Below are 20,291 nucleotides of genomic sequence, written 5' to 3'. Positions count from 1 at the left end.
CTCTTGAGGGGTCAGGCAATCGGCTCGGTCTGCTGCCGCAGCCAGTCGGCCAGTTCGGCCTCGCTGATCTGGCTGGCGGCGACACCCAGCATGGTGATGACGCAATCCGCGTCGGTCGCCAGCAGTTCCAGGCCATTGAGCCAGAGGAACAACTCCATGGCGACGTAGGCCGTGCGTTTGTTGCCATCGATGAAGGGGTGGTTCTTGGCCAAACCGACTGCGTATGCGGCAGCCAGTTCGAAAACGTCGGGGTGCCCGTAGGCCACCAGGTTCTGTGGCCGCGCTACCGCTGACTCGAACAAGCCTTCATCACGAACACCCGCTGCGCCCCCATGCTCGGCCAACTGCTCATGGTGAATGGCCCTCAGCACGTCGGCGCTCAGCCAGCGCCACGCGCGCTCGCTCATTTGGCAAGCTCCCGCAGCACGGCGCGGCGCTTCTTCATGATGCTGCGTGCCGCGTCCATCTGTTGCTCGAACTCCGGGCTGTAGGGCGAGATCAGCACGCCGTTGACGGCGTCGGAGAGGTAGAGCACGTCACCCTTCTCCACTTTCAAACGGGCGAGCACTTCCTTGGGCAAGATCACGCCGAGCGAGTTGCCGATTTGGGTTACCTTGAGCGCGCTCATCGCGACCCCTTCGAGTTATAACGTTTGTAATACTATCCGACACTTCGTTCCGCTGACAAGCCCATGATCCACGCCTCCAAACGCATTGCCGGCGGTGCCGGTCTCGCCGCCGTGCTCGTCAAGCGCGCGCCTACCCTTGAACTCGACTGGGACACGCGCAGCAAGAGCCGCTTCTCGGCCACCGATTCCACCGGCCGCGAGATTGGCGTCGTGCTGCCGCGTGGCACGACGCTGCGCGGCGGTGATGTGCTCGTGGCCGAAGACGGCACGCTCGTGCGTGTCATCGCCTCCGCCCAGCCGGTGCTGCAGGTGCGCCACTGCGCCGAGCACGGCTCGCCGTTCGACCTGCTGCGCGCCGCCTACCACCTCGGCAACCGGCATGTGCCGCTGGAATTGCAGCCGGCGCTGCTGCAGTTCGAGCCCGACCCCGTGCTGGCCGAGATGCTGCGCCGCCAGCATCTGATCGTGACCGAAGCCCAGGCGGCCTTCGAGCCCGAGGGCGGGGCTTATGGCGAAGGCGCCGGGCATGGCCACCACCATGGCCACGATCACGCCCACGACCATCACGAGCCCGCGCCCGTTCGCAAGCCGCTGGCCATTCCCGTCAAGGCGCACGACGACGGCCATGTGCACGGCCCCGGCTGCGGTCACGACCACGGTCATGACCACAAGCACTGACGCCTCGTTGCTGCACCTGCTCTGGCTCGCCTCGCCCGCGCTGCCGGTGGGCGGCTTCAGCTATTCGGAAGGCCTGGAAGCGGCCGTCGATGCCGGCATCGTGCATGACGAGACCAGCGCCGGCGACTGGCTGCTGAACCAGCTTGAACTCGTGCAGGCGCGCGCCGAGCTGCCCGTTGCGGCGGCCGCGCATGCCGCCACGCTGGCGCTCGACGGCGCACGGCTGGCCGAGCTGAATGCCTGGACGCTGCAGACGCGCGAGACCAGCGAGGGCCTGCAGCAGGCCCAGCAGATGGGGCGCAGCCTGCTGGTCTGGATGCAAGGCCTGATCCCCGGCGCCGCTGTGCTGCCGTTGCTGCAACAGCTCAAGCCCGCGCCGACCTGGCCAGTCGTCATGGGTGCCGCCGCCGCCTCGCGGGGCGCCGCGCTGCAGCCCGCGCTGCAGGCCATCGCCTTTGGCTGGGCCGAGAACCTGATGCAGGCCGCCGTGCGCAGCGTGCCGCTGGGCCAGACCGCCGGGCAGCGCCTGCTGGCACGGCTCGTGCACGCCATCCCGCCAGCCGTTGAGACGGCGCTGACTGTGCCCGAGCCCATGGCTTTTGCGCCGCTGCTGGGCATCCACGGCGCCCGCCACGAAACCCAATACTCCCGACTTTTCCGCTCATGACTTCTGCACCCTTGCACGCCATCCCCAACCGCACGAAAAAGCTTCCCCCGCTGCGCGTCGGCGTCGGCGGCCCCGTGGGCTCGGGCAAAACCACCCTCGTCGAGATGCTCTGCAAGACGATGCGCGACCGCTGGGACCTCGTCGTCGTCACCAACGATATCTACACCAAGGAAGACCAGCGCCTGCTGACCGTGGCCGGTGCGCTGGCGCCCGAACGCATCATGGGCGTGGAGACCGGCGGCTGCCCGCACACGGCCATCCGCGAGGACTGCTCCATCAACCTCGAAGCCGTGGACCGCATGCTGGACAAGTTCCCCGATGCGGACATCGTCTTCGTCGAGAGCGGCGGCGACAACCTGGCGGCCACCTTCAGCCCCGAGCTGAGCGACCTGACCATCTACGTCATCGACGTGGCCGCCGGCGAGAAGATCCCGCGCAAGGGCGGCCCCGGTATCACCAAGAGCGACCTGTTCGTCATCAACAAGACCGACCTGGCGCCGCACGTGGGCGCCGACCTGGACGTCATGCGCAGCGACACCGCACGCATGCGGCCGGTGAAGCCCTGGGTCATGACCAACCTCAAGACCCGTGACGGCCTGGCTGAGGTGGTGAGCTTCATCGAGAAGAAGGGCTTGCTCGTTGGTTGATCTCATCCGTTGGCCCGCACGGCTGACGCTGAGCGCCGCGCGTGACGGCAGCGGCGCGACTCGCGTGCATGCCCGCCACGACGGCCCTCTGCGGCTGCTGAAGACGCTCTACCCGGAGACCAACCGCATCGCTCACGCGGTGCTGGTGCATCCGCCTGGCGGGCTTGTCGGTGGCGACCGCCTGGACATCCGTATCGACGTCGAACCCGGCGCCCACCTGCTCGTCACCACACCGGCGGCGACGCGCTTCTACCGTTCCAACGCGGGCGAGGCGGCGCAGGTCGTGCACGCCAGCGTGGGCGAAGGCGCGCGGCTGGAATGGCTGCCGCAGGAGACGCTGGCCTATCCCAACTGCATCGCGCGCAACGAGGTCAGGCTCAGCCTCGCACCTGGCGCCAGCCTGTTCGCGACCGAGGTGTTGGGCCTGGGCTTGCCGGCAGCGGGCCAGCACTTTGATGCCGGCAAGCTGCTGCAGCACCTGGAGATCAGCGGCCAATGGCTGGACCGGGGCTGGCTGGATGCGGCCGACAAGGCCTTGCTGGACGGCCCCTGCGGCCTGGTCGGCAAGCGCGTGCTGGGCACGCTGGCCTATGCCCAGACCCGCACGCTGGCCGAAGCCGACGCGCTGCTGGCCGACAGCCGTGCGCTGCTTGCCGACGTGCCGCTCAGCGGCATCACCCACCTGGCCGGCCCGCGCGGCGCGGTGCTGCTGATGCGCGTCGTCGGTGACGAGGTCGAGGCCGTCACGCTGGCCTTGCGCCGGGTGAGGGCGCTGTGGCGCGAGCGGCTGTGGGCGCTGCCCGGCGGCGACCCGCGCATCTGGGCGACCTGACGCGTAAGCGCCAGCAACCGACATGCCCCCCTCGCGGCGTCCTACAGGCGGCGCGGGGCGCGGGCGGTGTACTCCAGTCGCACGGCGGTGGGACCGCGCGTGTCTCAACAATCTCTGGAGGTTTCTATGAACGGTTTGCGTGCAATCGCCCTGGCCCTGATCGTCGGCGGCGTACTCGCGCTGGCTTACGGCGGGTTCTCGTACAAGGACGAGAAGACCGCCGCCAAGATCGGCCCGCTGGAGATCAATGTCACGGAGGAGAAGTCCGTCAACATCCCGATGTGGCTGGGCATTGCCGGCATCGTGGGCGGTGTGCTGGTGCTGGTCGGCGCCGGGCGACGCTGAGCGCCGCCGCAGCGCATCCCGCGCCTTACTCCTCGCCGCCCGGGATCTGCTGGCGCAGCTTGACCGCGGTGGCGGTCTTCTTGCGCATCTTGATGTTGATCATCTCGACGCCCAGCGAGAAGGCCATCGCGAAGTAGATGTAGCCCTTGGGCACCGGGTGGCCGAAGCCGTCGGCCACGAGCACGACACCGACGACGACCAGGAAGCTCAGCGCCAGCATCTTGATGGTCGGGTGGTCGGACACGAAGCGGCCGATGGCGCTGGCGAACAGCATCATCAAGCCCACCGAGGCAACCACGGCCGCGATCATGATGCGCACGTCGTCGACCATGCCGACGGCGGTAATGATGGAGTCCAGCGAGAACACCAGGTCGATGACCATGATCTGCAGGATCACCGAGGTGAAAGCCGCCTTGGCGGCCCGGGCGCCGTCGGCGGTGGTGTCGTCCTCGCCTTCGAGCGAGCCGTGGATCTCGGCCGTGCTCTTCCAGATCAGGAACAGGCCGCCGCCGATGAGGATGAGGTCTCGCCCCGAGATGCCCTTGTCGATGACGGGCAGTGTGAACAACGGCTCCACCAGGCCGACGATCCAGGCCAGCAGCAGCAGCAGCGCGATGCGCATGAACATGGCCATGAACAGGCCCAGGCGCCGCGCCACCTCCTGCCGGGCCTTGGGCAGCTTGTCCACCAGGATGCTGATGAAGATGATGTTGTCGATGCCCAGCACCAGCTCCAGCGCGGTCAGTGTGGCAAAGGCAATCCAGGTCTGCGGGTTGGACAGGAGTTCAAGCATGGCGGCGTCGGGCAGGCAACAAAGCCGCTGATTGTCGCAAGCCTGCGCGCAGGCGGTGCCTGAATGTCGCTTCGGTTTTGCTTGCGATGTTGTGCAGAGGCCGCGCCGCCCCGTTCAGGCCAGCCCGAGCGCCTGCAGCAGCTCTGTCGGCGAGTAGGCCCGGCGCCGCCGCGGCCAGGCCTCCACCAGCGCCTGCATGCGCGCATTCAGCGGCGCACTGCGATGCAGGCTGTGCGCCAGGCGCACGACCTCGCCGCACAGCGCGTCGATCTCCGTCGGCCGGCCGTGGGCCAGGTCGTCGGCCATGCTGGAACGCGCCTGGGCGTCGACGCGCAGCATGCGCGCGGCAGCGAGGCGGAACAGCGGCGTGGGCAGGCGCAGCAGCACCAGCAGCCGGCGCGGTGGCAGCGGCGTGAGCTGGGCCACGGGGCGCTGCGCAGCGTCGAGCAGGTCCAGCGCCTCCTGCTGCAACGCGGCCAGCACGCGGCGGTAGCCGCGTTCCAGCAACTCGTCGCGCAGCGGCCGACCGGACAGCGCATTGACCGGGTTGTTCAGGTTCAGCAGCAGCTTGCCCCACTGCACCGGCGCGAGGTCGGCGTGCAGCGCCAGGCCCATGCCGACGCGGCCCAGCGCGGTCTTCCACGCGGCCAGTGCGGCGTCGCCCGCTGCCGCCTCGGCTGCCAGCGCGCCGCCGGTGCCACGGTGGTAGTGGCCCGGCGCCAGCTCGGCGATGTTGAAGGGCACCATGCCGGCATGCCAGTGCAGCTGCGGCACGGCAGCGCGGGCCAGCGTCGCATTGCCGATGCCGTTCTGCAGGCTGACGACCGGCGTGCCCTGCGGCAGCGTCAGGCCCAGCGCCGTGGCCGCCTCGGCCGTGGCGCCGGACTTCACGCACAGCAGCACCAGGTCGGGCTTGAGGCCGGCGGGGGGCTCGTCGTGCAGGCGCAGGTCGAGGGCGGGAATGCGGCGGTCCAGGCCGTCCATGTCGGTCAGGCGAAGGCCTTGCTTGCGAAGAGCGCCCAGCACGCGCGGGCGGCCGACGAAGTGGACTGGCACGCCGGCCAGCTGCGTCAGGCCGCCGATGAAGCAGCCCACCGAGCCGGCGCCCATGACGAGAACGCCGGCCATTGACGCTCGGTCAGACCGGGTGGGCGAGGTCGCGCAGATGCGTCGGGCCGACGCGGCGTTCAATCTCTTCCAGCATCGGCCGGCCCCAGCCGAGCATGAACATGGCCTCGCCGACGACGAACATCGGCCCGACCAGCAGGCCGACGAGGTCGTCCACGAAGGCGGGCTTGCGGCCCTCGTAGTAGTGGCCGATGAACTGGAATACCCAGCCGATGACGAAGGCGCCCAGCGAGATGGCCAGCCAGCCGGTTGTCGAGCCTTGTGCCGCGACGGTCATGGCCAGCGCCGTCAGCACGCCGTTGACGATGGCGGTCGCCGCGCCCAGCATGAGGTTGCCGCGGGTCAGATACCAGAGCGCCGACAGCGCCCACAGCACGATGGCCGCGTTCATCGGCGTGTCGCCCAGCGCGAACTCGGCACGCGCGAGCAGCGCGCTGATGGCGAAGACGATCAGCGGGATGCCGATGAAGTGGGTGGTGATGTTGCGGCGGTCGCGGTGATAGGCGGCGTATTGCGCCATCAGGTCGAGCGCGGGGCGGAACAGGCTGGCCATGGTGCGGGCCTCCATCTTTTGGATGGTGGCTATGCTAGTCCAGCCTGATCCAGGAACGCCGCGCTTCGGTGCACAAAACCTCAGAGAAAGCCCCAGTTTGAGCCCGCAAATCATCTACCGCCGAGGTCTGCTGCTGGGTCTGGCCCTGCTCGCAGGCTGTGCGTCGGCGCCGCTGCCGGCGCCTCCGGTCTCGTCCACCGACGAGCTGCATATCCTCGTCTTCCGCGGCGGCACGGCGGCGCGCCTGGGCCACAACCATGTGCTGCGGGCGGCAGACCTTCGCGTGCAATGGGCGGCCGGCGGGCCAATGCTGAGGTTTCGTCTCGACGCGCTGGCCATCGACCCGCCGGCGCTGCGGGAGCGCCTCGGCGCGGCCTTCGCCAGCAGCATGGACGACGAGGCCCGTGCCGGCACGCGCGCCAATCTGCTGAAGGCGCTGGACGCGGCGGCCCACCCCGAGGTGGTCGTGCGCGCGCTGCAGCAGGTGGGCGAGGGCGGGCGGCGCGCGGTGGAGGCGGAGGTCACGCTGCACGGCGTGACGCGGCGGCAATGGTTCGTGGCCGAGGTGGATGGGCGGCGCGCGCGGGGCGAGCTGGTCGTCCGCCAGAGCGACTTCGGCATCCGGCCGTTCACCGTGCTGGGCGGGCTGCTGGCCGTGCAGGATGCGCTGGTGGTGCAGTTCGAACTGCTACAGCCTTAGCAGCATCAAGTCCTTGTCCAGGCGCCGCCCGTCGGGCAGGCGCACGGCGTCGGGCAGGCGGCCGTAACGGGTGAAACCGGCGCTTTCGTACAGGCCTACGGCGGCGCGGTTGCCGGTCGTCACGCTGAGCGTGACCTGCGCCAGCCCGGCCGTCGCTTGCAGTCGGGCGATGGCGCCTGCCAGCAGCGCCCGGCCGATGCCGCGGCCCCGGTGGGTGTCCGCCACCATCATGCCGACGAGATGGGCGATGTGCTGCACCTTGCGGCGCGGTTCGCGCTCGCAGGTCAGCGCGCCGATGACGCGGGGGCCGTCCAGCGCCAGCAGCGTGAACAGCGTGCCGCCGCCCAGGCCGCCGGCCAGGCGGCTGCGGTAACTGGCGAGGTCGCGCTGGCGCTCGGTCTCGGCGTCGGACGTGAAGGCCTCGGGGTGGCCGGTGAGCATCGCATCGCGCAGCGCCTTGTAGGCGAGCAGGTCCGGCTCCAGCATGGGGCGCAGGGTGATCTCAGCCATGCAGGTCGGCGACGTGGTTGAGGTTGGCGAAGGCGGCCTCGTCGTCGAAGCGGGCCACACCGTGCGGCTGGGCCAGCATCCAGCGCAGCACGGCGCGCCCGCCGCCGTTTAAATAGGCCGTCAGCGGCTCGCGCAGGCGGGCGTGCAGCAGCGCGTGCGACGGGTGCTCGCGCGCGGCCTGCGCAAAGGCCAGGCCGTGCGGCTGGGCCTGTGCCATCAGTCGTTCGGCCAGGTTGGCGGGCAGGTGAGGGCAGTCACAGGGCGCGGTTAGCAGCCAGGCGTCTTCAGGGATCGCGCTCAGGCCGGCCAGCATGCCGGCGAGCGGGCCGGCGAATTCGAGGCCGGGCGGGTCGGTGAGGACGGGGTGGCCGAAGGCGGCGTAGGCGTCGAGGTTGCGATTGGCGCTGATCAGCACGCGGCCGGCCTGCGGCGCCAGGCGGGCCATGACATGCGACACCAGCGGCCTGCCGTCCAGCAACTGCAAGCCCTTGTCTGCGCCGCCCATGCGTATGCCGCGACCACCAGCCAGCACCAACCCAAACATCGCAGCAGTCATGACTGCTCGCGGCGAAGCCCGCGAGCCCCTGCAGCGGGCGCCGTGGAACCGGCTTTGCCGGGCCACTGGCGACGCCCCCTTGAGGGGGCCGGCGAAGCCGGTAGGGGGTGGGTCGAACTAGCCACCGATGTAATGCATCTCGACGCGCGGTTCCGCCCCGGCCGCAGCGGTGCCGCGCAGCTGTGAGTAGCGGTCCTCGCGCGCGGTCCACACACCGGCGACGGCGCTCGCCAATTGCTCGTCGCTGAACGGCTCGGCGCCACGCAGCAGTCCGCGCAAGTCGTGCCCCCGGTGTGCGAACAGGCAGGTGTAGAGCCGCCCCTCGGTCGACAGCCGGGCGCGGTTGCAGTCGCCGCAGAAGGCCTGCGTCACGCTGGAGATGAAACCGACCTCGCCGCTGCCATCGGCATAGGCCCAGCGCTCGGCTGTCTCGCCGGGTGCGCTGTGCGACAGCGGCGTCAGCGCCCACTCGGTGGCGATGCGGCGCTGCACCTCGGCGCTGGGCAGCACCTGGTCCATGCGCCAGCCGTTGGTGGCGCCCACGTCCATGTATTCGATGAAGCGCAGTACGACGCCGCTGTGCCTGAAGTGCCGCGCCATCGGCAGGATCTGGTCGTCGTTGACGCCGCGCTGCACGACCATGTTGACCTTGATCGGTCCCAGGCCTGCATCCTGCGCGGCGCGGATGCCGGCCAGCACGTCGGCGACGGGGAAGCCGACATCGTTCATGCGCTGGAAGACGGCATCGTCCAGTCCGTCCAGACTGACCGTCAGGCGGTTCAGGCCGGCAGCCTTCAGCGCGGCGGCTTTCTTCACCAGCGTGGAGCCGTTGGTGGTCAGCGTCAGGTCCAGCCCGCGGCCGTCGGGCGTGCGCAGTTGGGCCAGCATGGCAAGCAAGGTTTCGAGGCCCCGGCGCAGCGTCGGCTCGCCGCCGGTGATGCGCAGCTTCTCGACGCCCAGGCCGGTGAAGACGCGTGCCAGCCGGTTGATCTCCTCAAAACTGAGGAGGTCGGCGTGGGGCAGGAACTCGTGGTGCTTGTCGAACACCTGCTTGGGCATGCAGTAGCCGCAGCGGAAGTTGCAGCGGTCCGTCACCGAGATGCGCAGATCGCGCAGCGGCCGGCCCAGCGCGTCGGCGAGCGGACCGTCCGGCCTGTTGCCGGCAGCGGGCGGGGCCAGCCACACCTGGCGGGCGTCGTGCAAGGGAATCACGCGGGCTGACATGGCGCAATTGTGTCAGTGCAGCCAAAGCCGGGGGCTTGCGGGCCTGGTCAGGTCGCGCTTGAATGCCCTGCAATGACCCAGATCCTCCATCCCGATCTGCCGCAGTTCGTTGCTTTCGGCGAAGCCTTGACCGATCTCGTCCGCATCGGGCTCGATCGCTGGCGTAGCGCCAGTGGCGGCTCGCCCTGGCAGGTGGCGGTGGCGATGTCGACGCTGGGGCAGCTCAGCGCCTTTGCCGGCGCCGTCAGCCGCGACCCCTTCGGCGCCGACATCTGGCAGGCCAGCCAGGATGCCCACCTCGACATGCGCTTCATCCAGCAGCTGCCGCGGCCGCCGTTGCTGGCCGTGGCGCACGAGGTCGACCCGCCACGCAGCTTCCTCATCGGCCAGGACAGCGCCGACCTGCACTTCCGCCCCGAGGGCCTGCCGGCGGGCTGGACGCGGGCGCTGCGCTGGGCCCACTTCGGCAGCCTGGGCCTGGTGCGTGCGCCGCTGGCCGGGCGGCTGCGGGCGCTGGCCGAGGCGTTGAAGGGGGAGGGCCGCTTGATCAGCTACGCCCCCAGCTTCCGCGCGCCGCCCATGGACGCCAGCTACGACGACACGCTGGAGCAGATGTGCCGGCTGGCCGATGTCATCAAGCTGTCGGACACTGAGTTGCGGGCCCTGTTCCGCGTGCACGACCACCGCACGGGCCTGGCCCAGATCGCCGCCTGGAACCCCGGCGCCTGGCTGCTGCTGACGACCGGCGAGACGGGCGCAACGCTTTACCACGGCGCAGAAGAAGCCGCAGGCCGAGCGCCTCATGTGGAGGTGGTTGACACAGTCGGCGCCGAAGACGCCACCATGGCCGGCTTGCTGGACAGCCTGATGCGCAACGCCGGCGTTCCCGCCGCCCTGCATCTGCGCTGGGCGCTGGCCGCCGGTGCGGCCGCCTGCACGGCCTATGGCTTCGCGCCGCCGCGGCCGGCGTTGGTCGCTGCGCTGGCCGAGGCCGTCGAGATCCTCTGACAGGGGTTTACCCGCCGTGGCTTGAAGCCCGGCGGATGGCGCTCTACCATTGGCCGACCGATCGGTAGGGAAACGTTCAATGACCGAAGTCTTGATCCAGAGCGAACGGCACGGCGCCGTGCGTCTGCTCCGCTTGAACCGCCCCGAGGCGCTGAACGCCTTCACGGCGGCCATGCTGGGTCAGCTCCGGCAGGCGCTGGATGCGGCGGCCGAGGACGGCGCGACGCGCTGTGTGCTGATCACCGGCGCGGGCCGGGCTTTCAGTGCCGGCCAGGACCTGGCGGACCCGCATGTGGCGCCCAGCCGCGAGCCGGGTGCAGCACCCAAGGACATCGGCTGGATGCTGGAGCACTGCTACATCCCGTTGGCGCTGCGGCTGCGCAGCTTGCCGGTGCCAGTGGTGGCGGCCGTCAACGGCGTCGCGGCGGGGGCGGGTGCCAACCTGGCGCTGAGCTGCGACATCGTGCTGGCGGGCGAGAGTGCGAGCTTCATCCAGGCTTTCTCGAAGATTGGCCTGATCCCTGACTGCGGCGGCACCTGGCTGCTGCCCCGCCTGGTGGGCCGCGCCAAGGCGCTGGAGCTGGCGCTGCTGGGCGACAAGGTGAAGGCCGTGGAGGCCGAGCGGCTGGGGCTGATCTCGCGCGTGGTTGCCGATGCGGAGCTGCAGGATGCCGCGATCGCGCTGGCGCAGAAGCTTGCCGGCATGCCCACGCGCGCCCTTGTGGAAACGCGCCGCGCGCTGGACGAGTCGATGAAGTTGGACTACGAGACGGCGTTGCAACGCGAGGCGGCGCTGCAGAGCCAGCTGGGTTTTGCGCATGACTATCTCGAAGGCGTTGCCGCCTTCATGAACAAGCGCCAACCCGAGTTCAAGGACCGTTGATGCTGGACGCGCAAGCCACGGCCGAGAAGGTCCGCGATGTGATGCTCGCGGACGATGCCGCGACCCGGATGCTGGGCATGCACGTCGCCGAGGTCGCGCCCGGCCGCGCGGTCGTCACGATGACGGTGCGGGCGGACATGCTGAACGGCTTCGCCATCTGCCACGGCGGCCTGATCGCGACGCTGGCCGACTCGGCCTTCGCCTTCGCCTGCAATGCCCGCAACGCGTTGACGGTGGCGTCGGGGTTCGGCATCGACATCCTCCAAAGCGCCAAGCTCGGCGACCTGCTGACGGCCACGGCCGAGGAAACCTCGCTGGCCGGCCGCACGGGCTTGTACGACATTGCGGTACGGAACCAGCACGGCGACCTGATCGCGATGTTCCGGGGCCGCTCCTACCGCCTCGGCGAACGAAAGGTCTTTGAATGAGAACCCCGCGCCCCGGTGAGCTGGACCCCATCGAGACTGCCAGCCGCGACGAGTTGCAGGCCCTGCAGTTGGAGCGCCTGCGCTGGAGCCTGCAGCACGCCTACGACAACGTGCCGCACTACAAGGCGAAGTTCATTGAGGCCGGTGTGCATCCGGCTGACCTGAAGACGCTGGCTGACCTGGCGAAGTTCCCGTTCGCGACCAAGCAGGACCTGCGCACCAACTACCCTTTCGGCATGTTCGCCGTGCCGCGCCAGCAGCTCGCGCGCGTTCATGCGTCGTCCGGCACGACGGGCAAGCCCACGGTCGTCGGCTACACGCTGAAGGACATCGACCACTGGGCCAATCTCGTCGCGCGCTCCATCCGCGCCGCCGGCGGCCGCGCCGGCGACCTGGTGCACGTGGCCTACGGCTACGGCCTGTTCACCGGCGGCCTTGGGGCCCACTACGGCGCCGAACGGCTGGGTTGCACCGTGATTCCGATGAGCGGCGGCCAGACCGAGAAGCAGGTGCAGCTCATCACCGACTTCAAGCCCGACATCATCATGGTCACGCCCAGCTATATGCAGGTGCTGGTCGAGGAATTCACCCGCCAGGGTCTTGATGCACGCGAGTCGTCACTGAAGGTCGGCATCTTCGGCGCCGAGCCCTGGACCGAGGCCATGCGCCGCGAGATCGAGGCGGGTGCCGGCATCGACGCGGTGGACATCTACGGCCTGTCCGAGGTCATGGGGCCAGGTGTTGCCAGCGAGTGCGTCGAGAGCAAGGACGGCCCGGTCGTCTGGGAGGATCATTTCTACCCCGAGATCATCGACCCCGATACCGGCGAGGTGCTGCCGGATGGCTCGGAGGGCGAGCTGGTCTTCACGTCGCTGACCAAGGTGGCCATGCCCGTCATCCGCTACCGCACGCGCGACCTCACAAAGCTGCTGCCGCCGACCGCGCGCAGCATGCGCCGCATCGGCAAGATCGTGGGCCGCAGCGACGACATGCTCATCATCCGTGGCGTCAACCTGTTCCCGACGCAGGTGGAGGAGCTGGTGCTGCAGGAGCCGGGGTTGGGTGGGCAGTACCAGCTCGTCGTCAGCCGCAACGGGCCGCTGGACGAGCTGGTCATCCGCTGCGAGCTGGCGTTGAGCGCCGCCGACGACGGGATAGCTAAGCGCCTGTCCGAGCGCATCAAGAACCTGATCGGCGTGACGGCGACTGTTCAAGTCGAGCCGAACAACGCCATCGAGCGCACGCTGGTGGGCAAGGCCCGCCGCGTCGTCGACAACCGCAAGAAGCAAGGAGCTTGAGATGTACACGCAAGCGATGGACCTAATGGCCCGCGAGGCCAAGCCGAAGGTCGTGAAGTCCGCCGAAGAACTGGCCCGCGAAGAGGCCTTCGAGGCTCGTATCGACGCTGGCGACTTCATCGAGGCCAAGGACTGGATGCCCGAGCATTACCGCAAGACCTTGGTGCGCCAGATCAGCCAGCACGCGCACAGCGAGATCGTCGGCATGCTGCCCGAGGGCAACTGGATCACGCGTGCGCCGACGCTCAAGCGCAAGGCGATTCTTCTCGCCAAGGTGCAGGACGAGGGCGGCCACGGCCTCTACCTCTATGCAGCCGCCGAGACGCTGGGCACCAGTCGCGACGAGATGACCGAGGCGCTGCTGTCGGGCAAGGCCAAGTACAGCTCCATCTTCAACTACCCGACGCTGACCTGGGCCGACATCGGCGTCATCGGCTGGCTGGTGGACGGTGCCGCCATCATGAACCAGGTGCCGCTCTGCCGCTGCTCCTATGCACCGTATGCGCGGGCCATGATCCGCGTCTGCCGCGAGGAGAGCTTCCACCAGCGCCAGGGCTATGAAAGCCTGCTGACAATGATGAGCAAGGGCACCCCGCAGCAGAAGGCCATGGTGCAGGACGCCGTGAACCGCTGGTGGTGGCCGTCGCTGATGATGTTCGGCCCGGCGGACAAGGACTCGCCCAACTCGGAACAGAGCATGCGCTGGGGCATCAAGCGCGTCACCAACGACCAGCTGCGCCAGAAGTTCGTCGACGCGACCATCCCGCAGGCTGACATCCTCGGTGTGACCGTGCCCGACCCGGCGCTGAAGTGGAATGCCGAACGCGACAGCTATGACTTTGGCGATATCGACTGGCCCGAGTTCTGGCGAGTGGTGGGCGGCGAAGGTCCGTGCAACCGCGAGCGCCTGGCCGCCCGCAACAAGGCCTGGGATGACGGCGCCTGGGTGCGCGATGCAGCGCTGGCGCATGAGCGCAAACAGGCTGTGAAGGCGGAGGCGGCGTGATGAGCGATCCGAAGAACGAATGGCCGCTGTGGGAAGTGTTCGTGCGCAGCAAGGCCGGTCTGGACCACAAGCACTGCGGCAGTCTGCATGCGCCCGACTCGGCGATGGCCATCCAGATGGCGCGAGATGTCTATACAAGGCGCCAGGAAGGCACCAGCATCTGGGTCGTGCGCTCCGAGCAGATCGTCGCCAGCGACCCGACCGAGAAGGGCAGCCTGTTCGACCCGGCCGACGACAAGGTCTACCGCCACCCGACGTTCTATGAACTGCCGGACGAACTGAACCACATGTGATGGACGCCAAGACCACCTACGTCCTGCGTCTGGCGGACACCTGCCTCATCCACAGCCAGCGGCTGTCCGAATGGGCCGGCCATGCGCCGGTACTGGAGGAAGACCTTGCTTTGTCCAACATCGCGCTGGACCTGCTGGGGCAGGCGAGGGTGCTGCTGACCTATGCCGGTCAGCTTGAAGGCGCGGGGCGCGATGAAGACCAGCTTGCCTTCCTGCGCGAGGAGCGCGACTACCGCAACGTCGTGCTCGTGGAGTTGCCGAACGCGGCGGGCAGCCCGAGCGATGGCGGCGGCGGGCGCGACTTCGCGCTGACCGTGCTGCGCAACACGGCCGTGGCGATCTGGCTGGAGCTGCTGTACGGGCGCCTTCAGACGAGCCTGGACACCGAGCTGGCCGGCATCGCCGCCAAGTCGCTGAAGGAAGTGCGCTATCACCGCCAACACAGCAGCGACTGGGTCGTGCGCCTGGGCGACGGCACGGCGGCATCGCAGGCCCGCATGCAGGCCGCGCTGAACGTGCTGTGGCCCTACTTCAACGAGCTGTTTGCCGCTGACGGCGTGGACGGCGTCGGCCCGGCCTGGAACGAACTGGAGCCCGCATGGCGAACTCATTGGGCCACGCTGATGGGCGAGGCTACGCTGACGCTGCCGCGCGACAGCGCCATGCAGCCTCGCGGCATTGACGGCACCCACAGCGAGCACATGGGTCACATGCTGGGAACGATGCAGCATCTGCAGCGCACCTACCCCGGAGGCGTGTGGTGAACCTCGACTCGGCCCGCGCCAAGCTCGCTGCCGTGCCCGACCCCGAGATCCCGGCGATCAGCCTGGTGGAACTGGGCATCGTGCGCGACCTGCGCGAGACGGCGTCGGGCGTCGAGGTCGTGTTGACGCCGACCTACAGCGGCTGCCCCGCCACCGAGCTGATTGCCGACGACGTGCGGGCGGCGCTGAGCGAGTTCGGCGACGTGACCGTGACGATGCAGCGTGCGCCGGCCTGGAGCAGCGACTGGATCACGGCCGAGGGCCGCCAGAAGCTGCAGCAGTACGGCATCGTGCCGCCGCAGTGCAGTGGCGAGCAGGCCATCCGCATCGTGCCGCGGTTGCGCTGCCCGCGTTGCGACAGCGGCCGCACGGAGCAGCTGTCGCGTTTTGGCTCGACGGCATGCAAGTCCACCTGGCGCTGCATCGAATGCCTCGAACCCTTTGAATACTTCAAGCCCATCTGATGGCCCTCCACTTCCACCCCCTGCGCGTGACCTCCGTCGAGCGAGACACCGACGACGCGATGGTTGTCGCCTTCGACGCACCGCCCGAGGGTTTCGCCTTCGAGCCCGGGCAATACCTGACCCTGCGAGCCAGCGTCGGCGGTCAGGAACTGCGCCGTAGCTATTCCATCTGCTCCGACCGTCGCCTGCAGGTCGGCATCCGCCGCGTCGACGGCGGTTCGTTCTCAACCTGGGTGCATGAGCACCTGAAGGCCGGCGACGTCATCGAGTCCTACCCACCGCAGGGTCGCTTCGTGCTGCCCGCCGCCAGCGACGGCCGCCATGTGCTGTTCATCGCCGGTGGCTCGGGCATCACGCCCATCATTGCCTTGTTGACCGCACTGCTGGAACGTGAGCCAGGGTCCCGCGCGACGCTGATCTATGCGAACCGCCGCACCGCATCGGCGATGTTCAAGGAAGAGCTCGAAGACCTGAAGAACCGCTTCATGACGCGGCTGTCGCTGCATCTGGTCTTCAGTCGCGAGGTGGTGGATGCGCCTCTGTATGGCGGCCGGCTGGACGCCGGCAAGCTCAGCGCCTTCCTCGCCGGGCCGGTGCCGGCGGCCAGTCTCGACGAGGTCTTCATCTGTGGCCCCTTCGAGATGAACGATCAGGCCGAGGCCGCGTTGCTGGGCCATGGCGTGCCGGCCGAGCGCATCCACATCGAACGCTTCGGCACGCCGGAGACCCTGAGCGGCCGGCCGGTGCCGCACGAGGTCAAACCAGGCGATGCGCCGCAGGCGCGCGTGACGGTCGTCCGCGACGGGTTGTCGCGCGAGATCGAGTTCTTCTCGACCGACCCCAGCCTGCTCGACGCTGCAGCCCGTGAGGGCATGGACGTGCCGTTCTCCTGCAAGAGCGGCGTGTGCTCGACCTGCCGCTGCAAGCTGGTGGAGGGCGAAGTGCGCATGGACAAGAACTTCGCGCTGGACAAGGCGGAGCTGGCCGCCGGCTTCATCCTCAGCTGCCAAGCCCATCCGCTGACCGAACGTGTGGTCATCTCCTTCGACGAACGGTAGAGGTCGATGCCCCGCAAACGCGCCCCCACCTTCGACGCCCAACGCGCCGACATCCTCACCGCCGCTGCCACGCTGTTCGCGAGCCAAGGTTTCTCTGCCACGTCGATGAACCAGGTCGCCGAGGCCTGCGGCGTCGCCAAGCCCACGCTGTATCACTACTTCCAGGACAAGCAGGCCCTGCTCGCGCAGATCTGCGACAGCCATGTTCACGCGCTGTTGGCGCTGGTCGAAGAGGTCAAGGCACAGCAACTGCCGCCGGACGAGCAACTGCGGGCCCTCATCGAGCGCTTCACCCGCGCCTATGCCGATGCCCAGCCCCAGCACCGCGTGCTCACCAGCGAGATCAAGTTCCTCGCCGACACCGAGCGCGAGCGCCTGCTGGACGTCGAGCGCCGCGTCGTCGCTGAGTTCGCCACCGCCTTGTGTCTGGTGCGCCCCGAGCTGCGCGACGCCAGGCTGCACAAGCCACTGACCATGCTGCTCTTTGGCATGATCAACTGGACCTTCACCTGGCTGCGGCCCGACGGCGAGCTGTCGCACTACGCACTGGCCAGCCTCGTCAGCGATCTGTTCTTCGGTGGCCTCGGCGCGGTGCAACTGCGTCAGCCCGCTCTCAATCCATAACCAACAGGAGACGACCCCATGAAGCCGTTCAAGCAACTTGCCCTTGCCATCACCGCCACCCTGAGCTTCGCCGCCCAGGCCGACATCAACGTCGGCGTCACCGTGTCGGCCACCGGCCCGGCCGCGTCGCTGGGCATCCCGGAGAAGAACACCGTCGCGCTGATGCCCACCACCATCGCCGGCCAGAAGGTCAACTACATCGTGCTGGACGACGCCTCCGACACGACCACCGCCGTCGCCAACACGCGCAAGTTCATCACTGAGAACAAGGTCGACATCGTCATCGGCTCCACCGTCACGCCCAACTCGCTGGCGATGATCGATGCGGTGTCCGAGAGCGGCACGCCGATGATCTCCATGGCCGCGTCGGCCCGCATCGTTGAGCCCGTCGACGCGAAGAAGCGCTGGGTCTTCAAGACGCCGCAGAACGACATCATGATGGCGCTGGCCATCGTGACGCACATGGTGGACAACGGCATCAAGACGGCCGCGTTCATCGGCTTTGCCGACGCCTACGGCGAGGGCTGGTGGGGCGAGTTCAACAAGATCGCGCAGACCAAGAAGCTCAACATCGTCGCGAGCGAACGCTACAACCGCACTGACACCTCCGTCACCGGCCAGGTGCTCAAGCTCGTGGCCGCCCGGCCGGACGCCATCCTCATTGCCGGCTCCGGCACGCCCGCCGCACTGCCGCAGAAGGCGCTGAAGGAGCGCGGCTACGCGGGCAAGATCTACCAGACCCACGGTGTGGCCAACAACGACTTCCTGCGTGTGGGTGGCAAGGATGTGGAAGGCACGCTGTTGCCGTCCGGCCCGGTGCTGGTCGCCGCTCAGTTGCCGGCGGACCATCCGGTGAAGAAGAGCGCCGAGGCCTACATCGCCAAGTACGAGGCCGCGCACGGCAAGGGCAGCGTGTCGACCTTCGGCGGCCATGCCTGGGACGCCGGCCTGCTGCTGGCCGCTGCCGCGCCCGAGGCGCTGAAGAAGGCCCAGCCCGGCACGCCCGCCTTCCGCGCCGCGCTGCGTGACGCGCTGGAGAACGTGAAGAACGTGGCCGGTGCGCACGGCGTGTTCAACATGACGGCCGGCGACCACCTGGGCCTGGACCAGCGCGCGCGCGTGATGGTGCAGATCAAGGATGGCAAGTGGGTGCTGATCAAGTGAGCACGCTGCAGAGCTACATCGCCGGCCGCTGGGTCGGCGAGCGGGCGGCCAAGCCGCTCGCCAGTGCGATCAACGGCCGTGTCGTCGCGCACACCCACGAGGAGGCGCTCGACTTCGCCGAGGCGATGAGCTTTGCGCGCGGCACGGCCTTGCCCGGCCTGCTGCGCACCCACTTCCAGGACCGTGCCCGCGTGCTGAAGGCGCTGGCCGCCTACCTGATGGAGCGCAAGGAAGAGCTGTACGCGATCAGCGCCCACACCGGTTCGACGCGCGCCGATTCCTGGATAGACATCGAGGGCGGCATCGGCACGCTGTTCGCCTATGCCTCCATCGGCGGCAAGGACCTGCCCAGCAGCAACGTGCTGCACGAAGGCCCGCCCATGCGGCTGGGCGCCAACAACCACTTCATCGGCAGCCATGTGCTGGTGCCCAAGCGGGGCGTGGCGCTGCACATCAATGCCTTCAACTTCCCGATGTGGGGCATGCTGGAGAAGTTCGCGCCCAGCTTCCTGGCCGGCATGCCCTGCCTGGTCAAGCCCGCCACGGCAACGAGTTATGTGGCCGAGGCTTGCGCGCGGCTCATCGTCGATTCCGGCCTGGTGCCCACGGGCGCGCTGCAGCTCATCATCGGCAGCACGGGCGACCTGTTCGAGCGCCTGGACGAAGCCGATGTCGTCACCTTCACCGGCAGCGCCGACACCGCGTTGATGCTGAAGGCACACCCGAATCTGCTGAAGAAGAGCGTCCCCTTCAACGCCGAGGCCGACAGCCTGAACTGCGCCATCCTGGCGCCGGACGTGACGCCGGACGACCCGGAGTTCGACCTCTTCATCAAGGAGGTTGCGCGCGAGATGACGGCCAAGGCGGGGCAGAAGTGCACGGCCATCCGCCGCACCATCGTGCCGGCCAACCGCGTCGATGCGGTCGCCACGGCGTTGAAGGCGCGGCTGTTCAGGACGGTCGTCGGCGACCCGGCGGTGGAAGGCGTGCGCATGGGCGCCTTGGCCAGCAGGGCCCAGCAGGCCGACGTGGCCGAGCGCGTCGCGCAGTTAGCGAAGAGCTGCGAACTTCTGTTCTCTGAACGGGATGGCTTTGCGCCCAGGGGCGAAGGCGTCAGCGACGGCTCGTTCTTCGCGCCGACGCTGCTGCTGGCGCGCGATTCGGCGACGAGTGATGCCCATCACCTGGAGGCCTTTGGCCCGGTGACGACGCTGCTGCCCTACGGCGACTTCGAGGAGGCGCTGCATCTGGCGACGCTGGGCCGCGGCAGCCTCGTCGGCACCCTCTGCACCAAGACGCCGGCCCTGGCCGCGCAGGCCGTGCCGACTTTTGCCGCCTGGCACGGCCGCATGCTGGTGCTGGACCGCGAGGCCGCGCTGGAGAACACCGGGCACGGCTCGCCGCTGCCCAAGTTGAAGCACGGCGGCCCCGGCCGCGCGGGTGGCGGCGAGGAACTGGGCGGCCTGCGCGCCGTGAAGCACTACCTGCAGCGCTGCGCCGTGCAGGGTTCGCCGACGATGATCTCGGCCATCACGGGCGAGTACCAGCGCGGTGGCGCGGTCACCGAGAGCGACATCCACCCCTTCCGCCGCTACTTCGAGGATGTCGAGGTCGGCATGAGCCTGCTGACGCACCGCCGCACGGTGGGCGAGGCGGACATCGTCGCTTTCGGCGGTCTGTCCGGCGACTACTTCTACATGCACTTCGACGAGGTCGCGGCCAAGGCCTCGCCGTTCGGCAGGCGCATCGCCCACGGCTATTTCGTGCTGTCGGCGGCGGCGGGCTTGTTCGTCAGCCCCGCGCCCGGCCCGGTGCTCGCGAACTACGGGTTGGAGAACCTGCGCTTCGTCACGCCGGTGGCCATCGGCGACACCATTCAGGCGCGCCTCACCGCCAAGCGCAAAATCGACCGCCCGCCGCGCGACGACCAACCCGCGCAAGGCGTCATTGGCTGGGACGTGGCCGTGACCAACCAGCGCGATGAGCTGTGCGCGAGCTACGAAATCCTGACCTTGGTGGCCAAACGCGTGGCCGGCTGAT

Annotated in this window: 26 protein-coding genes; 18 read left to right on the top strand and 8 right to left on the bottom strand. The window is 68.7% G+C overall.

The genetic code is table 11. From position 1 onward, the window contains the following. Nucleotides 1–11: 11 nt before the first annotated feature. Nucleotides 12–407 carry a type II toxin-antitoxin system death-on-curing family toxin gene (locus ACG00Y_RS01850; RefSeq protein WP_394475565.1) on the bottom strand — a complete coding sequence of 132 codons (396 nt, stop codon included), beginning with the start codon at nt 405–407 and terminating at the stop codon, nt 12–14. Next, nucleotides 404–628 carry an AbrB/MazE/SpoVT family DNA-binding domain-containing protein gene (locus ACG00Y_RS01845; RefSeq protein ID WP_057300201.1) on the bottom strand — a complete coding sequence of 75 codons (225 nt, stop codon included), beginning with the start codon at nt 626–628 and terminating at the stop codon, nt 404–406. The genes ACG00Y_RS01850 and ACG00Y_RS01845 overlap by 4 nt, the downstream gene beginning before the upstream one ends. Before the next feature lie 63 nt (nt 629–691). On the opposite strand from ACG00Y_RS01845, the gene ureE reads away from it, so the two are divergent. The 5 genes from ureE to ACG00Y_RS01820 all read left to right on the top strand — a co-directional run bounded on the left by ureE (nt 692) and on the right by ACG00Y_RS01820 (nt 3,797). Then, nucleotides 692–1,306 (top strand): urease accessory protein UreE, encoded by a 615-nt coding sequence (ureE, locus tag ACG00Y_RS01840; RefSeq protein WP_394475564.1) that lies wholly within the window; start codon nt 692–694, stop codon nt 1,304–1,306. Next, a complete protein-coding gene (locus tag ACG00Y_RS01835; protein WP_394475563.1) occupies nt 1,290–1,973 on the top strand; it encodes an urease accessory protein UreF in 684 nt (227 codons plus the stop codon). Before ureE ends, ACG00Y_RS01835 begins: the two co-directional genes overlap by 17 nt. Further along, complete coding sequence (gene ureG, locus ACG00Y_RS01830; RefSeq protein WP_394475562.1) at nt 1,970–2,620, top strand: urease accessory protein UreG; 651 nt, start codon at nt 1,970–1,972, stop codon at nt 2,618–2,620. Before ACG00Y_RS01835 ends, ureG begins: the two co-directional genes overlap by 4 nt. Further along, nucleotides 2,613–3,452, top strand: a complete 840-nt coding sequence (locus ACG00Y_RS01825) for an urease accessory protein UreD (RefSeq protein ID WP_394475561.1) — start codon at nt 2,613–2,615, stop codon at nt 3,450–3,452. Before ureG ends, ACG00Y_RS01825 begins: the two co-directional genes overlap by 8 nt. A gap of 126 nt (nt 3,453–3,578) precedes the next feature. Continuing rightward, nucleotides 3,579–3,797 carry a hypothetical protein gene (locus ACG00Y_RS01820; protein WP_394475560.1) on the top strand — a complete coding sequence of 73 codons (219 nt, stop codon included), beginning with the start codon at nt 3,579–3,581 and terminating at the stop codon, nt 3,795–3,797. A 25-nt stretch (nt 3,798–3,822) separates the two neighbouring features. On the opposite strand, the gene ACG00Y_RS01815 is transcribed toward ACG00Y_RS01820, so the two are convergent. The 3 genes from ACG00Y_RS01815 to ACG00Y_RS01805 form a co-directional block, all read right to left on the bottom strand. After that, nucleotides 3,823–4,590, bottom strand: coding sequence for a TerC family protein (locus ACG00Y_RS01815; RefSeq protein ID WP_394475559.1), 768 nt, complete (start codon nt 4,588–4,590; stop codon nt 3,823–3,825). Nucleotides 4,591–4,704: 114 nt separating this feature from the next. Then, nucleotides 4,705–5,718, bottom strand: a complete 1,014-nt coding sequence (locus ACG00Y_RS01810) for a 2-dehydropantoate 2-reductase (protein WP_394475558.1) — start codon at nt 5,716–5,718, stop codon at nt 4,705–4,707. A gap of 10 nt (nt 5,719–5,728) precedes the next feature. Continuing rightward, nucleotides 5,729–6,271: an Mpo1 family 2-hydroxy fatty acid dioxygenase gene (locus ACG00Y_RS01805; RefSeq protein ID WP_394475557.1), complete on the bottom strand. Its 543-nt coding sequence runs from the start codon at nt 6,269–6,271 to the stop codon at nt 5,729–5,731. 97 nt (nt 6,272–6,368) lie between these two features. On the opposite strand from ACG00Y_RS01805, the gene ACG00Y_RS01800 reads away from it, so the two are divergent. Beyond that, nucleotides 6,369–6,971: a YceI family protein gene (locus ACG00Y_RS01800; RefSeq protein ID WP_394475555.1), complete on the top strand. Its 603-nt coding sequence runs from the start codon at nt 6,369–6,371 to the stop codon at nt 6,969–6,971. Here ACG00Y_RS01800 and ACG00Y_RS01795 read toward each other — a convergent pair. From ACG00Y_RS01795 to moaA, 3 genes are all read right to left on the bottom strand, one after another. Then, nucleotides 6,960–7,481, bottom strand: coding sequence for a GNAT family N-acetyltransferase (locus ACG00Y_RS01795; protein ID WP_394475554.1), 522 nt, complete (start codon nt 7,479–7,481; stop codon nt 6,960–6,962). The two genes, ACG00Y_RS01800 and ACG00Y_RS01795, sit on opposite strands and share 12 nt — an antisense overlap. After that, nucleotides 7,474–8,037 (bottom strand): molybdenum cofactor guanylyltransferase MobA, encoded by a 564-nt coding sequence (gene mobA / locus ACG00Y_RS01790; RefSeq protein ID WP_394475553.1) that lies wholly within the window; start codon nt 8,035–8,037, stop codon nt 7,474–7,476. The genes ACG00Y_RS01795 and mobA overlap by 8 nt, the downstream gene beginning before the upstream one ends. A gap of 117 nt (nt 8,038–8,154) precedes the next feature. Then, the gene (gene moaA / locus ACG00Y_RS01785) at nt 8,155–9,261 is read right to left on the bottom strand and encodes a GTP 3',8-cyclase MoaA (protein WP_394475552.1); all 1,107 of its coding nucleotides are present in this window, start codon (nt 9,259–9,261) and stop codon (nt 8,155–8,157) included. 72 nt (nt 9,262–9,333) lie between these two features. On the opposite strand from moaA, the gene ACG00Y_RS01780 reads away from it, so the two are divergent. From ACG00Y_RS01780 to paaZ, 12 genes are all read left to right on the top strand, one after another. Beyond that, the gene (locus ACG00Y_RS01780) at nt 9,334–10,269 is read left to right on the top strand and encodes a PfkB family carbohydrate kinase (protein ID WP_394475551.1); all 936 of its coding nucleotides are present in this window, start codon (nt 9,334–9,336) and stop codon (nt 10,267–10,269) included. Nucleotides 10,270–10,348: 79 nt separating this feature from the next. After that, complete coding sequence (locus ACG00Y_RS01775) at nt 10,349–11,152, top strand: enoyl-CoA hydratase-related protein (protein ID WP_394475550.1); 804 nt, start codon at nt 10,349–10,351, stop codon at nt 11,150–11,152. Beyond that, nucleotides 11,152–11,580 (top strand): hydroxyphenylacetyl-CoA thioesterase PaaI, encoded by a 429-nt coding sequence (paaI, locus tag ACG00Y_RS01770; protein WP_394475549.1) that lies wholly within the window; start codon nt 11,152–11,154, stop codon nt 11,578–11,580. Before ACG00Y_RS01775 ends, paaI begins: the two co-directional genes overlap by 1 nt. Further along, on the top strand, nt 11,577–12,878 hold the full coding sequence (gene paaK, locus ACG00Y_RS01765; protein WP_394475548.1) for a phenylacetate--CoA ligase PaaK: 1,302 nt from the start codon (nt 11,577–11,579) through the stop codon (nt 12,876–12,878). Before paaI ends, paaK begins: the two co-directional genes overlap by 4 nt. 1 nt (nt 12,879) lies before the next feature. Further along, nucleotides 12,880–13,884: a 1,2-phenylacetyl-CoA epoxidase subunit PaaA gene (paaA, locus tag ACG00Y_RS01760; protein WP_394475547.1), complete on the top strand. Its 1,005-nt coding sequence runs from the start codon at nt 12,880–12,882 to the stop codon at nt 13,882–13,884. Beyond that, on the top strand, nt 13,884–14,177 hold the full coding sequence (gene paaB / locus ACG00Y_RS01755) for a 1,2-phenylacetyl-CoA epoxidase subunit PaaB (RefSeq protein ID WP_394475546.1): 294 nt from the start codon (nt 13,884–13,886) through the stop codon (nt 14,175–14,177). The genes paaA and paaB overlap by 1 nt, the downstream gene beginning before the upstream one ends. After that, nucleotides 14,177–14,941: a 1,2-phenylacetyl-CoA epoxidase subunit PaaC gene (gene paaC, locus ACG00Y_RS01750; protein ID WP_394475545.1), complete on the top strand. Its 765-nt coding sequence runs from the start codon at nt 14,177–14,179 to the stop codon at nt 14,939–14,941. Before paaB ends, paaC begins: the two co-directional genes overlap by 1 nt. Next, complete coding sequence (paaD, locus tag ACG00Y_RS01745) at nt 14,938–15,405, top strand: 1,2-phenylacetyl-CoA epoxidase subunit PaaD (protein ID WP_394475544.1); 468 nt, start codon at nt 14,938–14,940, stop codon at nt 15,403–15,405. Before paaC ends, paaD begins: the two co-directional genes overlap by 4 nt. Continuing rightward, nucleotides 15,405–16,463 (top strand): 1,2-phenylacetyl-CoA epoxidase subunit PaaE, encoded by a 1,059-nt coding sequence (paaE, locus tag ACG00Y_RS01740; RefSeq protein WP_394475543.1) that lies wholly within the window; start codon nt 15,405–15,407, stop codon nt 16,461–16,463. The genes paaD and paaE overlap by 1 nt, the downstream gene beginning before the upstream one ends. A gap of 6 nt (nt 16,464–16,469) precedes the next feature. Then, the gene (locus tag ACG00Y_RS01735) at nt 16,470–17,087 is read left to right on the top strand and encodes a TetR/AcrR family transcriptional regulator (protein ID WP_394475542.1); all 618 of its coding nucleotides are present in this window, start codon (nt 16,470–16,472) and stop codon (nt 17,085–17,087) included. Between the two features lie 18 nt (nt 17,088–17,105). Then, nucleotides 17,106–18,251 (top strand): ABC transporter substrate-binding protein, encoded by a 1,146-nt coding sequence (locus ACG00Y_RS01730; RefSeq protein WP_394475541.1) that lies wholly within the window; start codon nt 17,106–17,108, stop codon nt 18,249–18,251. Further along, a complete protein-coding gene (gene paaZ / locus ACG00Y_RS01725) occupies nt 18,248–20,290 on the top strand; it encodes a phenylacetic acid degradation bifunctional protein PaaZ (RefSeq protein WP_394476176.1) in 2,043 nt (680 codons plus the stop codon). Before ACG00Y_RS01730 ends, paaZ begins: the two co-directional genes overlap by 4 nt. Nucleotide 20,291 lies beyond the last annotated feature (1 nt).

The sequence above is a fragment of the Pelomonas parva genome (genome assembly GCF_043555835.1).
Taxonomy (GTDB): Bacteria; Pseudomonadota; Gammaproteobacteria; order Burkholderiales; family Burkholderiaceae_C; genus Pelomonas; species Pelomonas parva.
The sequence above is the reverse complement of the archived record's forward strand: the minus strand, read 5'-3'. Positions and strand labels throughout refer to the sequence as shown.

Bases quoted from the DNA above. Each gene is read 5' to 3' on its own strand.
- ACG00Y_RS01850 (WP_394475565.1), bottom strand. From the start codon at position 407: ATGAGCGAGCGCGCGTGGCGCTGGCTGAGCGCCGACGTGCTGAGGGCC.
- ACG00Y_RS01845 (WP_057300201.1), bottom strand. From the start codon at position 628: ATGAGCGCGCTCAAGGTAACCCAAATCGGCAACTCGCTCGGCGTGATC.
- ureE (WP_394475564.1), top strand. From the start codon at position 692: ATGATCCACGCCTCCAAACGCATTGCCGGCGGTGCCGGTCTCGCCGCC.
- ACG00Y_RS01835 (WP_394475563.1), top strand. From the start codon at position 1,290: ATGACCACAAGCACTGACGCCTCGTTGCTGCACCTGCTCTGGCTCGCC.
- ureG (WP_394475562.1), top strand. From the start codon at position 1,970: ATGACTTCTGCACCCTTGCACGCCATCCCCAACCGCACGAAAAAGCTT.
- ACG00Y_RS01820 (WP_394475560.1), top strand. From the start codon at position 3,579: ATGAACGGTTTGCGTGCAATCGCCCTGGCCCTGATCGTCGGCGGCGTA.
- ACG00Y_RS01815 (WP_394475559.1), bottom strand. From the start codon at position 4,590: ATGCTTGAACTCCTGTCCAACCCGCAGACCTGGATTGCCTTTGCCACA.
- ACG00Y_RS01810 (WP_394475558.1), bottom strand. From the start codon at position 5,718: ATGGCCGGCGTTCTCGTCATGGGCGCCGGCTCGGTGGGCTGCTTCATC.
- ACG00Y_RS01805 (WP_394475557.1), bottom strand. From the start codon at position 6,271: ATGGCCAGCCTGTTCCGCCCCGCGCTCGACCTGATGGCGCAATACGCC.
- ACG00Y_RS01795 (WP_394475554.1), bottom strand. From the start codon at position 7,481: ATGGCTGAGATCACCCTGCGCCCCATGCTGGAGCCGGACCTGCTCGCC.
- mobA (WP_394475553.1), bottom strand. From the start codon at position 8,037: ATGACTGCTGCGATGTTTGGGTTGGTGCTGGCTGGTGGTCGCGGCATA.
- moaA (WP_394475552.1), bottom strand. From the start codon at position 9,261: ATGTCAGCCCGCGTGATTCCCTTGCACGACGCCCGCCAGGTGTGGCTG.
- ACG00Y_RS01780 (WP_394475551.1), top strand. From the start codon at position 9,334: ATGACCCAGATCCTCCATCCCGATCTGCCGCAGTTCGTTGCTTTCGGC.
- ACG00Y_RS01775 (WP_394475550.1), top strand. From the start codon at position 10,349: ATGACCGAAGTCTTGATCCAGAGCGAACGGCACGGCGCCGTGCGTCTG.
- paaI (WP_394475549.1), top strand. From the start codon at position 11,152: ATGCTGGACGCGCAAGCCACGGCCGAGAAGGTCCGCGATGTGATGCTC.
- paaK (WP_394475548.1), top strand. From the start codon at position 11,577: ATGAGAACCCCGCGCCCCGGTGAGCTGGACCCCATCGAGACTGCCAGC.
- paaA (WP_394475547.1), top strand. From the start codon at position 12,880: ATGTACACGCAAGCGATGGACCTAATGGCCCGCGAGGCCAAGCCGAAG.
- paaB (WP_394475546.1), top strand. From the start codon at position 13,884: ATGAGCGATCCGAAGAACGAATGGCCGCTGTGGGAAGTGTTCGTGCGC.
- paaC (WP_394475545.1), top strand. From the start codon at position 14,177: ATGGACGCCAAGACCACCTACGTCCTGCGTCTGGCGGACACCTGCCTC.
- paaE (WP_394475543.1), top strand. From the start codon at position 15,405: ATGGCCCTCCACTTCCACCCCCTGCGCGTGACCTCCGTCGAGCGAGAC.
- ACG00Y_RS01735 (WP_394475542.1), top strand. From the start codon at position 16,470: ATGCCCCGCAAACGCGCCCCCACCTTCGACGCCCAACGCGCCGACATC.
- ACG00Y_RS01730 (WP_394475541.1), top strand. From the start codon at position 17,106: ATGAAGCCGTTCAAGCAACTTGCCCTTGCCATCACCGCCACCCTGAGC.